The organism is Brucella gallinifaecis (genome assembly GCF_006476605.1).
Lineage (GTDB): Bacteria > Pseudomonadota > Alphaproteobacteria > Rhizobiales > Rhizobiaceae > Brucella > Brucella gallinifaecis.
Genome location: NZ_ML636802.1, coordinates 224,869 through 239,569 on the forward strand (window position 1 = coordinate 224,869; position 14,701 = coordinate 239,569).

Here is a 14,701-nt window from a genome sequence, read left to right on the forward strand (position 1 = left end):
TATATGATGATGCCCGGTGGTCTCCGCCGGGCATTTTCTCTTTTCAGATCCGCGAATCTCCCTATTCTATATATTAGTATAGGATTGGAGAGGGGACTGACGGAGACATCTGTGCTTGTTCAGATGAATAGCCAAAGGCCAATCGACCGACGGGGAATAGTCTGAAAGCTACGGACAGCGCGGCTTTTATTACGGCAACAGGCCGGCTGCCACAGGTTCACATTGATGTTTGCGCCAACTTCAATCCTGATGGATTATGGTTTCCAAATTCGTTTCAGAGTTTGGAAAGCAGGTTGCGAAACTGGAAATTAGAGCGCCTTTTGTGCCTCCTTCAGACACACGGCGCTCTAAATAGGAGATGGGGCCGATGTATAGAATGCTGCGTACCGTTCTTTCGCATATGATACAAAGCGGGGATCTGACGGTTACTGATTCAAGTGGTAAACTGCAGCGTTATGGGGACAAGACCGGAGAGCCGGTCCATATCCGTTTCAATACACGTCATGCAGAACGCGCCGTTGCTTTAAACCCCGAACTGAAACTTGCTGAATGTTTTATGGATGGCGAGATCGATTTTCTGGAAGGCGATATTTATACGCTTCTGAAAATCGTCTTTGAAAATACAGGACCGACAGCGGCCACCGAACCCTGGATGAAAGTAGCCGGAAAGTTGCGCGTGCTGTTTCGCCGCTTTCAGCAGATGAATAATATCACACGTTCATCACACAATATAAAAAGCCATTATGATCTGTCGGGTGCGCTGTACGATCTGTTTCTTGACCCGGACAAACAATATTCCTGTGCCTATTTTGAAACAGCCGATGCAACGCTTGCGCAAGCACAGCTCGCCAAAAAGCGGCATATCGCAGCCAAAATGCTCATCAATGAAGGTGACAAAATACTGGATATCGGCTGCGGCTGGGGCGGCATGGGGCTTTATCTTGCCCGTTATTTCAAGGCGGATGTTACTGGTGTTACCCTTTCCGAGGAACAACACACTATCGCCAATCAACGCGCTGCTGAAGAAGGCCTTGCGGAGCGTGCAAAATTTCAACTGACCGACTATCGCAATATTGATGACCAGTTCGACCGGCTGGTTTCGGTCGGCATGTTTGAACATGTCGGCGTTGGCCACTTCGCAGAATATTTCCAGCATGTGGCACGTCTGCTGAAAAAAGACGGCGTGTTTCTGCTGCATTCTATTGGCCGTGCCGATGGCCCCGGCGCCACCAACCCTTTCATCCGCAAATATATCTTCCCCGGCGGCTATATCCCTGCCCTTTCCGAAGTCTTGCCCCATATCGAGAAAGCCGGGCTTTATGTTACAGATATTGAAATTCTGCGGCTTCATTATGCGGAAACACTCAAAGAATGGCGTCTGGCTTTCATGGCGCGACGCGATGAGGCCAAAGCGCTTTATGATGAACGTTTCTGCCGCATGTGGGAGTTTTATCTGGCCGCCTCGGAAAGTGCCTTCCGTTGGCAAAACATGATGGTTTTCCACATTCAGATTGCCCATAAACAGGAGGCCGTACCGCTGACCCGCAATTATATCGAGGCCGAAGAAAAGCGCCTGAAACGGCTCGACAGTGCACCCAAAGGCGCCAATAGCGCGGTGCAAGCGCCAAAAAGGAGAGCAAAGGCCTGAATTTTTCTCGTCAAGTGCTGTGGCAAAAGATTGAATGATGAACTGTGGATGCCTGTGAATCATGGTATAGCTTGTGACTTCCAGCCGGAATCACCGTGAGGCTGCATTGCGTTTGGCCTCACTTCAGGGCTAGCTGGAAAAGATCAGGGACAGGACAAGACGGACATGGCGGAAGCGGCGATACGCAAACTTGATGATGCGCGTGATCAGAAAGACACGCTTTATCGTGAAGCACCTCATAATATTGAAGCGGAACAGGCACTTTTGGGCGCTATTCTGATCAATAATGATGCGTTTTATCGCGTTTCAGACTTTCTGAAGCCAACACATTTCTTCGAGCCTTTGCATCGCCGCATCTATGAGATAGCCACCGACCTCATCCGTGTTGGCAAAATGGCCAATCCGGTCACAATGAAGACCTTTCTGCCCAATGAAGGCAAGATCGGTGATCTGACTGTCTTTCAATATGTCGCACGTCTTGCGACCGAAGCCGTAACCATCATCAATGCTGAGGATTATGGCCGGGCGATCTATGATCTTGCCACCCGCCGCGCCTTGATCGGTATCGGCGAAGACATGGTCAATGTTGCCTATGATGCGCCCGTCGATAATGCGCCGCAGGAACAGATCGAAGATGCCGAGCGTCGTCTGTTCGAGCTTGCAGAAACCGGCCGTTATGATGGTGGTTTTCAGGCCTTTAAAGATGCCGTCACCACCGCTGTCGATATGGCCAATGCTGCTTTCATGCGTGATGGTCATCTGTCAGGCGTTTCCACCGGAATTCACACGCTTGATGGCAAGATGGGTGGCTTGCAGCCTTCCGATCTTATCATCCTTGCAGGCCGTCCGGGCATGGGTAAAACCTCGCTTGCCACCAATATTGCTTTCAATATTGCCAATTCCTATGAGCCTGACCAACAAAGCGACGGCACAGTTAAAGCCAAAAATGGCGGTGTTGTCGGCTTCTTCTCGCTCGAAATGTCGGCAGAACAGCTCGCAACACGTATCATTTCCGAGCAAACGGAAGTCTCATCCTCAAAAATTCGCCGTGGTGACATCACCGAATCCGATTTTGAAAAGCTGGTTGCCTGCTCGCAGCATATGCAGAAGATTCCGCTTTATATCGATCAGACCGGTGGTATCTCGATTGCCCAGCTTGCCGCGCGTGCCCGCCGGTTGAAGCGACAGCGTGGTCTCGATGTTCTGGTGATCGACTATGTGCAGCTGATGACCGGCTCATCGAAAGCATCGGCCCAGAACCGCGTGCAGGAAATTACCGAAATCACCACGGGTCTCAAAGCGCTTGGCAAGGAACTCAATGTTCCGATCATCGCGCTCTCGCAGCTCTCGCGTCAGGTGGAAAGCCGCGATGACAAACGCCCGCAGCTCTCCGATCTTCGTGAATCGGGTTCGATCGAGCAGGACGCCGACGTTGTGCTTTTTGTGTTCCGTGAAGAATATTACGTCAAGAATCTCGAACCACGCGATGAGTTCGATCCAAAATATGAAGAATGGAAGCAGCACTTTGAAAAAGTAAAAGGTACTGCTGACGTGATCATTGCAAAGCAGCGTCACGGACCAACCGGCACTGTCAAACTCGCATTCCAGGCTGAGTTCACGCGATTTGCAGATCTGGCCGAAGGGTCTTATATACCGGACCAATATGAATAGTCCCGTATATTTCCTTTGGTCGCAATTCCGAACCAGTATGAATAGTTTGTCCAATCCTGAAGAGCGTGCCTGATGGCCAAGGCACGCATCCAGTTTATCTGCCAGAATTGCGGCGCTGTTCATACGCGCTGGGCAGGCAAATGCGACTCCTGCGGCGAGTGGAACACACTCGTCGAAGAAGGCACCAATAGCGGTATTGGCTCCGGTCCCGGCTCCATGCTGTCCAAACGCAAGGGCCGGGCCGTTGCCCTCACCTCGCTCTCGGGCGAAATCGAGGATGCCCCACGTATCATTTCCGGCATAGCCGAGCTTGATCGCGTGACCGGCGGCGGTTTTGTACGCGGTTCAGCCATTCTGATTGGCGGCGATCCCGGGATTGGCAAATCAACCCTTCTGACACAGGCGGCCGCAGCACTCGCCAATCGCGGGCACCGTATTGTCTATGTATCGGGTGAAGAGGCGGTCGCGCAGATCAGACTGCGTGCGCAGCGTCTGGGCGTCGCATCGTCCTCTGTGGAACTGGCCGCCGAAACCAATGTCGAAGACATTCTTGCGACCGTTGCCGATGGCAAGCGCCCTGATCTGGTGATTATCGATTCGATCCAGACATTGTGGACCGATATGGCAGATTCTGCACCCGGAACCGTCACGCAAGTGCGCTCATCCGCACAGGCCATGATCCGCTATGCCAAGCAGACGGGGGCAGCCGTTGTTCTTGTCGGCCACGTCACCAAGGAAGGCCAGATTGCCGGCCCTCGTGTGGTTGAACATATGGTCGATGGCGTTCTTTATTTTGAAGGTGAAGGCGGGCATCAATATCGTATCTTGCGCACGGTAAAAAACCGCTTCGGCCCGACCGACGAAATCGGCGTGTTTGAAATGTCGGATGGCGGCTTGCGTGAGGTTTCCAACCCTTCCGAACTGTTCCTTGGTGAGCGCAATGCAAAATCGCCGGGTGCTGCCGTTTTTGCTGGCATGGAAGGCACACGCCCGGTTCTGGTTGAGATACAGGCGCTCGTCTCGCCTTCCTCGCTCGGAACGCCGCGCCGCGCTGTTGTCGGCTGGGATGGAAGCCGTTTGGCAATGATTCTGGCCGTGCTCGAATCACATTGCGGTGTGCGCTTTGGCCAGCATGATGTTTATCTCAATGTGGCAGGTGGCTATCGCATCAGCGAGCCTGCGGCCGATATTGCGGTTGCAGCGGCGCTTGTTTCATCCATTGCAGGCATTGCCCTGCCTGCAGATAGTGTTTATTTCGGCGAAATCAGCCTCTCCGGTGCTGTTCGTGCCGTCTCACATGCAGTACAAAGACTGAAGGAAGCTGAAAAGCTCGGTTTTAAACAGGCAGTCGTTCCCGGTGGAACGGGCGAACTCTGGAAAGATCGCAACTTCGGCCTGATGGAAACAACGGCCCTGTCCGATCTTGTTGTGCGCATTGCTGCCTCAGGTCCGGGCAAAAAAGCTTGATCTTGCGCCATCAGGCTGTAGATCATTGAAATTAATGAGTTTTAACATGGGAAGATTTCGTCAACTTTCCGCTGTTAAACTATTCCAAACTTGACTGCCCGCACGCAGCAATGCCGGTGCGTATAAATTAAGGACAGGCCCGAATGCCAATTACGTTACTTGATGGAATTCTACTCGGGATAACGCTGGTTTCAGCAGTTCTGGCAATGGTTCGCGGTTTTTCGCGCGAAGTGCTTTCGCTGGTTTCATGGGCGGCCGCTGCCGCAGCAGCTTACTTGTTTTACCAGCCGGTGCTGCCTTATCTCCAGCCCTATATCAACAATGAAACAATTGCGAAGATTGCCGCCGCAGGCGCTGTTTTCATTGTCGTTCTCATTGTTGTCTCGCTGATCACCATGAAAATTGCCGATTTTATCATCGACAGCCGCATTGGTGCGCTGGACCGCACACTCGGCTTCCTGTTCGGTGCGGCCCGTGGTGTTCTGCTGGTCGTTGTTGCGATGCTGTTCTTCAACTGGCTCGTTCCAGAAAGCCAGCCTGCATGGGTCACAAATGCCAAATCCAAGCCTATGCTTGATTCTTTTGGTGAACAGCTTGTCGAGCTTCTGCCTGCCGATCCTGAAAAAGCCATACAGCAGTTCAAACCGGGGCAGGATACACAGACACCAACAGACACAACCACCGAGCAGCCTGTCCCGGACGACACTCCGGCTGCGAACTGATCCTGAATATAGAATTTTGAGACCGGCAGCAAAAAACTGCCGGTTTCATCTGTTTTAAGTCAGACTCATATCCTATATCAGCGGCTGAAACGCACAGCATGCAAGGGATCGCTTTTATTACGCGGAATTTTGCTGTAAATGTCGCTTTTAATAACCGCAATCGAAAGGCCTTGCGGACGATGTTCCAACAATCGCATGACGAAAATTCCTTTATGCTGGACGATGATACGTTGCATGAAGAATGTGGTGTATTTGGTATTCTCGGCCATGAGGACGCAGCAGCGCTGACAGCACTTGGTCTGCACGCGCTTCAGCATCGCGGTCAGGAAGCTGCCGGTATTGTTTCCTATCACAATCGCCGTTTCCATTCAGAGCGTCACATGGGGCTGGTCGGTGACCACTTCACCGATGCATCGACGCTCAATCGTCTTCCCGGCGACCGCGCTATCGGGCATGTGCGTTATTCCACCACCGGCGAAACAATCCTGCGCAATGTGCAGCCGCTTTTTGCCGAACTGGAAGTTGGCGGCATCGCAATTGCGCATAATGGCAATTTCACCAATGGTATTACGCTGCGCAAGCAGCTCATCGCATCGGGCGCTATCTTTCAGGCAACGTCTGACACCGAAGTCGTGCTGCATATGATTGCGCGTTCACGCCAGACCTCGTCGAGCGCACGTTTTGTCGATGCAATCCGTCAGGTTGAAGGCGGCTATGCCATGCTGGCACTCACCCGCACAAAGCTGATTGCAGCGCGTGATCCTGTCGGCATTCGCCCACTGGTCATGGGTGAACTTGACGGCAAGCCGATCTTCTGTTCGGAAACCTGTGCTCTCGACATTATCGGTGCCAAATATGTTCGGGACGTGGAAAATGGCGAGATCATCATCTGCGAAATCCAGAAAGATGGCTCTATAACAACCGATTGCATCAAGCCTGAAAACCCGCAGCCTGAACGCCTCTGCCTGTTTGAATATGTCTATTTCGCACGCCCGGACTCGGTTGTCGGTGGCCGCAGTGTTTATGTAGCACGCAAAAATATGGGCATGAAGCTTGCAGAAGAATCGCCTGTCGAAGCCGATGTCGTCGTTCCGGTTCCTGATGGCGGCACGCCGGCAGCGCTTGGCTTTGCACAGGCAAGCGGCATCCCGTTTGAATATGGCATCATCCGCAATCACTATGTTGGCCGCACCTTCATCGAGCCGACACAGCATATCCGTGCGCTTGGCGTGAAGCTAAAACATTCGGCCAATCGTGCGATGATCGAAGGCAAGCGCGTGGTTCTGGTGGATGATTCCATCGTGCGCGGCACAACATCCGTCAAGATCGTGCAAATGATCCGTGATGCAGGCGCCAGGGAAGTTCATATCCGTGTGGCAAGCCCGATGATCTATCACCCTGATTTCTATGGTATCGATACGCCCGATGCTGACAAATTGCTGGCCAATCAATATGACAGCCTTGAATCCATGTGCCGTTTTATCGGTGCAGATTCCCTCGCATTCCTTTCCATCGACGGGCTTTACAAGGCGGTTGGCGGCGTGTCCCGTGATCCGAAGGCGCCGATCTTCACAGACCATTATTTCACGGGTGAATATCCAACCCGTCTCCTTGATCAGGAAGGCGAAAGCAACATTCACACATTGTCGCTTCTCGCGTCTAACGGCTGATCGAACATCTTCACGCAGGCGGCGCATAGTGCCGCCTGTTTTTATTTGTCAGACTAGACTGGGGATAAAATGAGTATCGACCTAAAGGGCCGCATTGCCTTGGTGACGGGTGCTTCGCGCGGTATTGGCTATTTTCTTTCGCTTGAACTGGCCAAACGTGGTGCCCATGTGATTGCAGTTGCACGCACTGTTGGCGGTCTGGAAGAACTCGACGACGAAATCCGCAAGATCGGTGGCAGTACCACGCTTGTGCCGCTGGACATCACCGATATGGAAGCGATTGATCGTCTTGGTGGCTCCATTCACGAACGCTGGGGCAAGCTCGACATTCTGGTTGCCAATGCAGGTGTCCTTGGCACAATTTCCCCTATCGGCCATATCGAAGCCAAGACCTTTGACAAGGTCATGAATGTCAATGTTACCAGCGTATGGCGCCTCATCCGCACCACAGACCCGCTGCTACGCGCATCCGATGCAGGCCGGGCCATTCTGCTCTCATCCGGCGTTGCGCATTCCTGCCGTGCCTTCTGGGCACCTTATGCCGCATCCAAGGCCGCAGTCGAAGTGATGGGACGCAGTTGGGCTGAAGAAACCAAACAGATGAAGCTGAAGGTCAACTCGGTCAATCCGGGTGCAACCCGCACAGCCATGCGTGCACAGGCAATGCCGGGAGAAGACCCCGAAACATTGCCGACACCACAATCTGTTGCTGAAAAGATCGTCAAGCTTGCTGATCCTGCCCTTGATGTGACGGGCAAGCTTTACGATGTTCGGCAGGACAAATTCCTCGACTATCACATGCCATCCTGATTATACGGCTCCGGCCTTGTCTTAGCCGAAGCATGAGCTTTGTGCGTCAGACTTTGCCGTCAGAACTCTTCTGACGGCTCACTGGAAAGAGCTGCCTTACGATCGCTGGCTTCGCGTTTGTTCCACGCGACAAGGCTGAATGGCAGAAAGCCCAGATAGGCCAGTGCCGTCAGCGTGAGTGTGTGCCAGGTAAAGCTCATCAGAAAAGCCACGTAAATGACTACAAGCAAAATCAACGGCATCACGAAATCGCGACGAATAAGGCTCCCCGCAGATTTGCCATTATAAACCGGCAGACGACTGACCAGCAGGAAAGCAATGGCTACGGTGAAAATTGCAACGGCAAAAGCCAGTCCTTTTGTCGGTGTGAGACCCAGAAAGCCAAGATAAACCGGCAATAGCACCAGCATGGCGCCCGCCGGGGCTGGCACGCCAATAAAATAATTGCTCTGCCATGGCGGACGATTCGGATCTTCCAGCATCACATTGAAACGCGCGAGCCGCAGACAGCAGGCAATTGCATAAAGAAGCGCTGCAATCCAGCCGAAAGAACGCGCCTGATCAAGCACATAGACATAAAGCACCAGTGCGGGTGCAACGCCGAAATTCACAATATCTGCGAGCGAATCCATCTGCTCGCCAAATTTCGACGAGCCTTTCATCATACGCGCAACACGACCATCAACACCGTCAAGAAATGCAGCGATCAGAACCATCATCACCGCGAGTTCAAAGCGGTGCTCAAAGGCCAGGCGTATGCCTGTCAGTCCGGCACAGATGGCAAGAACGGTAATGACATTCGGCACAACGATGCGCAGCGGTATCTGCGACAGTTTCGGGCCGCGTGATGAATCCACGCGGCCATTAGGCTCAAAGGGAGGAAATGGTGTTTCCATCGGCTCAGGCGATCCGCACCACAGGTTCTGCACGCTCACTGCCAAACTCGGCCAGCACCGTTTCACCGGCCACAGCCGTCTGGCCCATAGCCACGCGAACCGATGCACCGGCTGGCAGATAGACATCAACACGGGAGCCGAAGCGGATCAGGCCGAAGCGTTCACCCGCGCCGAGATTATCGCTTTCGCGCGACCAGCAGACAATACGGCGTGCGACAAGACCCGCAATCTGCACAACGCCGACCTTGCCGTTGACACTATCGATCAGAACGGAATTGCGTTCATTATCGGTACTTGCCTTATCAAGCTCTGCATTGAGGAACTTGCCCGGACGATGAAAAATCTTTTCGATCCTGCCCTGCACCGGCGCACGATTGATGTGAACCGAAAACACATTCATAAACACGGAAATGCGCATCATTGGCTCGGAACCAAGATCGAGTTCCGCTGGCGGCACAGCCGGCCCCACAAACGAAACCTTGCCGTCAGCCGGGCTGATCACCAGATCATCGGCAATGGGCGTTACGCGCTCAGGGTCACGGTAGAAATAGATGCACCAGACGGTCAGCACCAGACCGATCCAGAAAAGCGGCTCCCACAGCCAGCCTAAAATGAGCGAAACCACGAAAAACGCGGCGATAAACGGATAGCCTTCACGATGGATCGGCACGAAAGTGTTACGGATTGTATCAGACAGGCTCATCGCTTTTCCTTTAAGTTTGGCCGTTTTTACCTCATCCTGTCCAAAATCCAAATCGATTTCGCAAATTATTCACGGCTGTCAGGACACGTGATCCTATCGTGACTTATGGCCAGTAATTTGTATAGCGCGCGAAAATGATAAAGAGCGCAAAGAGGATCACCATGGAGATCACAAAAACACAGGCGATCTTATAGACGCTCCACACCAGCCACAGCGAAAATCTGATCATTTGCCCCCCTTATAAAAATACTGGCTGTTCAACTCGTTTGTAAAAACTCGCGCAACGAAATTTCGCAAAGTGTTCCACCGAATAAACAGAACAGGTCTAAAATCATATGAACCCCGAAAAGGACAACTTATTCAAAAATTTGTTTCTATCAGGCTCGAAAGTTGCATTTCATCTGCGTGAACGACAACGGCGCTTTTCAAGCCATGCAAGATTTTTCAAACTGGAGTTGGAGAAATTGCGCGAGTTGCATGACGCTACAAATGGCTCTTGACTGCGCTCAAATAACAATTCGGGGTCCAGCCACGCAGTATAATAACCGTAGCAGCTATGTGGCCACTTACTCAGCCCAGTTATATCCCGCTTTTCCTTTGGAACAGGCAAGTTTGTTTCTCCGTCAAAGACACCACCACCGGGATCCATAGTAAAGACCTTGATATAGCGGTCATTGAAACATATAAACTCCATATCTTCCGCAAGTCGTGTGTACCCGTCTGAAGCAAAAAGATCCGTACGGCCAGATAGAGTGAAATCGAAAACTCGCTTTACCACCATTTTGTTCGGCAACACGTAGCTGTCGTTAAAATACGAAACCATAGCAACAAGCATAAATGCAATATAAAGGGTTACAATCGTAACGCAGAAAAACTCATAGACCTTCCAGACCCACCAGAGCGTCTTTTTCCAAAATGTTTTTCGCCGAAATATCTGTAACATTGTCAGCCCCCAGACTGACAATGCCCTAATCCGCTGTCTCTGCAAAGAGCCTTATTCGGCTGCCGGAACACCCCGGCTGACGACGCCCATATCGTCATTCTCGCGAACCTGACGCAGGCGTTCTTCTGCCTCATCCGCTTCGCGCTGACGGCTCCACATTGATGCATAGAGACCATCCTGCAAGAGCAGATCGCGATGCGTGCCACGCTCGGCAATCAGTCCATCTTTCAGCACGATAATTTCATCGGCGCTGATCACAGTTGAAAGACGGTGCGCAATCACCAATGTCGTGCGGCCACGGCTGACAATATCAAGCGCCGACTGGATTTCCTGCTCAGTCGCAGTATCAAGCGCCGATGTTGCCTCATCGAGGATCAGGATCGGAGGTGCTTTCAGGATCGTGCGGGCAATCGCTACGCGCTGCTTTTCGCCGCCCGAAAGTTTCAGTCCGCGTTCACCGACCATTGCCTGATAGCCTTCAGGCAGATGTTTGATGAAGCTGGAAATCTGTGCCATTTCGGCAGCCTTTTCCACTTCCTGATCCGTTGCATCAGTGCGGCCATAACGAATATTATAGGCAATGGTATCGTTGAAAAGCACCGTATCCTGCGGCACCATGCCAATAACTTTACGAAGGCTTTCCTGAGTGACATCACGCACATCCTGCCCGTCAATCGTGACTGAGCCAGATTGCACATCATAGAAGCGAAACAGAAGGCGAGAGATCGTGGATTTTCCCGCACCCGACGGGCCTACAATCGCCACTGTCTTGCCTGCTGGCACTTCAAAGCTCACACCTTTGAGGATCGGGCGATTGGCGTCATAGGCGAAATGCACATCATTGAAGCGGATTGCACCCTTATCGACCTTAAGCGGCGCAGCGGTCGGTTTATCCTGCACCTCCTGCTGCACATCAAGAAGGTCGAACATCTGTTCAATATCAGTCAATCCCTGACGGATTTCACGATAGATAAAACCGATAAAATTGAGCGGAATGGAAAGCTGCATCAGCATGGCATTGATGAAAACAAAATCACCAAGCGACTGCGTGCCTGCCTGCACTTCACGCGCCGACATCACCATGACAATGGCCATGCCCACACCAAAGATGACCGCCTGACCGAAATTCAGCCAGCCCAGCGAAGTCCATGTCTTGGTTGCCGCATCTTCATAACGTGCCATCGACGCATCGAAGCGCTTTGCTTCCATCGTCTCATTGCCAAAATATTTGACCGTCTCGAAGTTGAGCAGCGAGTCAATCGCCTTGGTATTGGCATCGGTGTCAGAGTCATTCATCTCGCGGCGAATATTGATACGCCAGTCGCTCGCCTTGATCGTGAACCATGTATAGGCGACAACCGTCGCAGCCACGACAAAAAGATATGAAAAACCATAAGCGAAGGCGAAAATTACCGCGGTCAGTGCAAATTCCAGCACTGTCGGCAGCGTATTGAGGATCGTGAAACGCACAATCGTTTCAATACCCTTGGTGCCGCGTTCAATGACGCGAGAAAGCCCACCCGTGCGCCGCTCCAGATGAAAGCGCAATGAGAGCTGATGCATATGCACGAAGGTTTTATAGGCAAGCTGGCGTACCGCATACTGACCGACACTAGCAAACAGCGCATCGCGTAGCTGGTTCAACCCCGCCTGAATGATCTTGGCCGCATTATAGGCCAGCACCAGCATGACAGCGCCTGTGAGAAAAAGCGGAATATAATCGGCTGCATCAAGCTGACCATTGAGCGCATTCGTCACCCATTTGAAAAAATAGGGAACAAGGATCAATACCAGTTTTGAAAGTATCAAATAAAACGTCGCCCAGACCACACGCATACGCAAATCGGGGCGATCAGAAGGCCACATATAGGGCCACAGATTTCGCAAGGTTTTAAGCGTTTCGCCGGAATCGGCAGAAACCGTTTTGGGGGAAGTCATGATGTTACTTTCAAATCAGACAGATTTTTCGCAGCAGCCATTGCTGAAAGCTGCAAGATGCGCACGAATGATGGTCAATTGCTGCCAGTTAACGCTGTAGCGGGATGTCTGGCGATCGGGCCGGTAGTCGATAAGGCCCGCTTGTACGAGAACCTTGAGATGCTGTGATACAGTGGATTGCGCAAGGTCAAGCCGACCGACAATGTCCTTGCAACAACAGGCATCCTCAAGGATAAGCTGGCGCAGTATGTGAATACGCACAGGATGCCCAAGCGCTGCATAAATGCGCGCAGCAAGATCGTCATCCATATCTGGAACATGATCGGCTATGGTTTCCAGGGAAATATTCATCGTAAATCGACGATATACGATTGTGCCCCAAAAATCAATATTACGCGGCATTTTTTCTAAAGAACGCCGCGATTAAAGAATAAAGCTAATAGATTGATCTCAATCTGCGGGATCGTGCAGGCGACGTTGCACTTCATCATCCGTCAAAGGCTGCTGCGGCATCACAAAGACCTGCCCCGGCAGGATAAGATCCGGGTTACGGATCTGATCACGATTAGCAAGATAGATCGTGGTATAGCGCGTGCCATGACCGTAAGTGCGCTTGGAAATAGTCCAGAGATTATCCCCCTTGCGAATGATCACAGACCCGTCGACCTTCTGCAAAGGCGTACCATTGGCAGCATCTTCAGCAGCGCTCATCTGATGGGCTGTTCCCGATGCAACTGCGGAGACATTCTCACCGGCCTCGCGACGAAACGGCACACGTGCGGTTGCTATGATGCGTCCATTGGCATTCAGCAAATCGGCGCGGATGATATAATCTCCCACTGCAAGCGGCTTCTGGCTCTGAACCAGAAAACGGCCTTCCGGTGAAACCGGGCTTGAGCCGATCAGGATATCATTTGCATTCACGACGACGCGGTTGCCACCTTTCAAAGCCTTTGCATTGCCTGCGACAAAAACCTTGTCACCTTCAATCTCAACAGCTTCAATTGCAATTGGCGTTTCAGAATCAGACTTTTCCTGAGGCTTTTGTTGCTGCCCAGCCGGATCAGAGCTGGCTGGCTGCAAAGGCATTTCCGGCGTGGTAATCAGACGGCTTGCCTGTCCCGGCTCCTCAACCAGAGCCAGAACCTGCCCATCAGGGCTATCGGGTACGGATACGATTGCTGTCTGCGCAGAGGTTGCAACATTGGCCCCTTCAGCATCAGCGCGCAGTACAAGCTGATGATCGCCCGGCTTTAGACGCTCATCAAGAACAATGGCAAAATCCCCGTTTTCACCGGCCTTGGCCGTGCCCAATACTTTTGAACCCGCAATGATTTCAACGGATGCATTGGCAGCAGCCTGACCGGCAATCACCACAGAACCATCCGTTTCGACACGTAAAATATCAAAAACCGGTACTTTTGCTTCTTTTTCAGTTGCTTGTTGTTCTGCGTCTGATGTTGCCGGTTGCGCAATCTGCTCAGCCGGCTCTTCAGTTCTGGAAGGATCAGCAGGCGCCGCATCATTGGCAGGCTTTGGGGTGTCACCTTTATCAGGCGCTGTTTGTGCCACATCTGAAACGGGCACCGTCCCCTGTTCTTTCAGCGAATTCCAATAATATGCACCCCCGCCCAGAATAAGGACGAGAAGAATACCGATAATTCCATATCTGTAATTTTGCATTTCAGTCCGAAACCCACATGAGTAAATTTATTACCGGGTTTATCGCGTTTTTATACGCCTCACAAGAAGTTGAGCGGAATTAGGCCCAGAGCTACGGATATCATCGGTATTGATTGTCAGAAAACTACTCTTCTTTGCAGCTGATCGGCTTTTCCTGTTCAGGATCATCCATCAGATTATAAAGATCAGCAGTGTCACCCTTGGTCCACCAGATGTAAATTCCACCAGCATATCTGGCCCCTGAACCCGCAAGCACATTGGCCGCAATAACCGTATTGTCTTCCATTTCCAGCTGCACGAGCGCGTTTTCACCGGCATTATAATAAGTTGCGGAAATGTTCTGATCACCACATTTATAAAGAACCGAGTTTTCAGTCACATCCACGTCGTCCGGCAAAGGAATACTGATTTCTCCAGCCAGCGCAGCCGATGCTACAAGCGAAAAACCTGCCGACAAAACCCACTTCTTCATAGCATCGAACTCCATATCAAGATTATGCTTCGCAACAATTATAAAACATTTCAGGATCAAATTGTATCATTAGAAATG

The 14,701-nt window shown here is 51.7% G+C and carries 14 protein-coding genes; 6 read left to right on the top strand and 8 right to left on the bottom strand.

Annotated elements, in window-relative coordinates; all coding sequences use genetic code 11:
• Nucleotides 1-367: 367 nt before the first annotated feature.
• The 6 genes from FHY56_RS05710 (at nt 368) to FHY56_RS05735 (ending at nt 7,988) form a co-directional block, all read left to right on the top strand.
• On the top strand, nt 368-1,648 hold the full coding sequence (locus FHY56_RS05710) for an SAM-dependent methyltransferase (protein ID WP_140904207.1): 1,281 nt from the start codon (nt 368-370) through the stop codon (nt 1,646-1,648).
• Nucleotides 1,649-1,813: 165 nt separating this feature from the next.
• Nucleotides 1,814-3,319 carry a replicative DNA helicase gene (locus tag FHY56_RS05715; protein WP_140904208.1) on the top strand — a complete coding sequence of 502 codons (1,506 nt, stop codon included), beginning with the start codon at nt 1,814-1,816 and terminating at the stop codon, nt 3,317-3,319.
• Nucleotides 3,320-3,391: 72 nt separating this feature from the next.
• A complete protein-coding gene (radA, locus tag FHY56_RS05720) occupies nt 3,392-4,786 on the top strand; it encodes a DNA repair protein RadA (RefSeq protein WP_140904209.1) in 1,395 nt (464 codons plus the stop codon).
• 143 nt (nt 4,787-4,929) lie between these two features.
• Nucleotides 4,930-5,508 (top strand): CvpA family protein, encoded by a 579-nt coding sequence (locus FHY56_RS05725; RefSeq protein ID WP_140904210.1) that lies wholly within the window; start codon nt 4,930-4,932, stop codon nt 5,506-5,508.
• 212 nt (nt 5,509-5,720) lie between these two features.
• On the top strand, nt 5,721-7,178 hold the full coding sequence (gene purF / locus FHY56_RS05730) for an amidophosphoribosyltransferase (protein WP_328595371.1): 1,458 nt from the start codon (nt 5,721-5,723) through the stop codon (nt 7,176-7,178).
• Nucleotides 7,179-7,247: 69 nt separating this feature from the next.
• Entirely contained in the window at nt 7,248-7,988 is a 741-nt protein-coding gene (locus FHY56_RS05735; protein WP_140904212.1) for an SDR family NAD(P)-dependent oxidoreductase, read from the top strand.
• Nucleotides 7,989-8,047: 59 nt separating this feature from the next.
• On the opposite strand, the gene pssA is transcribed toward FHY56_RS05735, so the two are convergent.
• From pssA to FHY56_RS05770, 8 genes are all read right to left on the bottom strand, one after another.
• Nucleotides 8,048-8,884 (bottom strand): CDP-diacylglycerol--serine O-phosphatidyltransferase, encoded by an 837-nt coding sequence (gene pssA / locus FHY56_RS05740; protein ID WP_140904371.1) that lies wholly within the window; start codon nt 8,882-8,884, stop codon nt 8,048-8,050.
• A 4-nt stretch (nt 8,885-8,888) separates the two neighbouring features.
• On the bottom strand, nt 8,889-9,638 hold the full coding sequence (locus FHY56_RS05745) for a phosphatidylserine decarboxylase (RefSeq protein WP_268898895.1): 750 nt from the start codon (nt 9,636-9,638) through the stop codon (nt 8,889-8,891).
• A 52-nt stretch (nt 9,639-9,690) separates the two neighbouring features.
• Nucleotides 9,691-9,816: a hypothetical protein gene (locus FHY56_RS18265; RefSeq protein WP_268898896.1), complete on the bottom strand. Its 126-nt coding sequence runs from the start codon at nt 9,814-9,816 to the stop codon at nt 9,691-9,693.
• Between the two features lie 168 nt (nt 9,817-9,984).
• The gene (locus FHY56_RS05750) at nt 9,985-10,530 is read right to left on the bottom strand and encodes a hypothetical protein (protein ID WP_140904214.1); all 546 of its coding nucleotides are present in this window, start codon (nt 10,528-10,530) and stop codon (nt 9,985-9,987) included.
• A gap of 51 nt (nt 10,531-10,581) precedes the next feature.
• Nucleotides 10,582-12,468 (bottom strand): ABCB family ABC transporter ATP-binding protein/permease, encoded by a 1,887-nt coding sequence (locus FHY56_RS05755; RefSeq protein ID WP_140904215.1) that lies wholly within the window; start codon nt 12,466-12,468, stop codon nt 10,582-10,584.
• Nucleotides 12,469-12,483: 15 nt separating this feature from the next.
• The gene (locus tag FHY56_RS05760; RefSeq protein ID WP_140904216.1) at nt 12,484-12,819 is read right to left on the bottom strand and encodes an ArsR/SmtB family transcription factor; all 336 of its coding nucleotides are present in this window, start codon (nt 12,817-12,819) and stop codon (nt 12,484-12,486) included.
• Nucleotides 12,820-12,918: 99 nt separating this feature from the next.
• A complete protein-coding gene (locus FHY56_RS05765) occupies nt 12,919-14,151 on the bottom strand; it encodes a LysM peptidoglycan-binding domain-containing protein (RefSeq protein ID WP_140904217.1) in 1,233 nt (410 codons plus the stop codon).
• Between the two features lie 124 nt (nt 14,152-14,275).
• Nucleotides 14,276-14,623, bottom strand: a complete 348-nt coding sequence (locus tag FHY56_RS05770) for an MliC family protein (RefSeq protein WP_140904218.1) — start codon at nt 14,621-14,623, stop codon at nt 14,276-14,278.
• Nucleotides 14,624-14,701 lie beyond the last annotated feature (78 nt).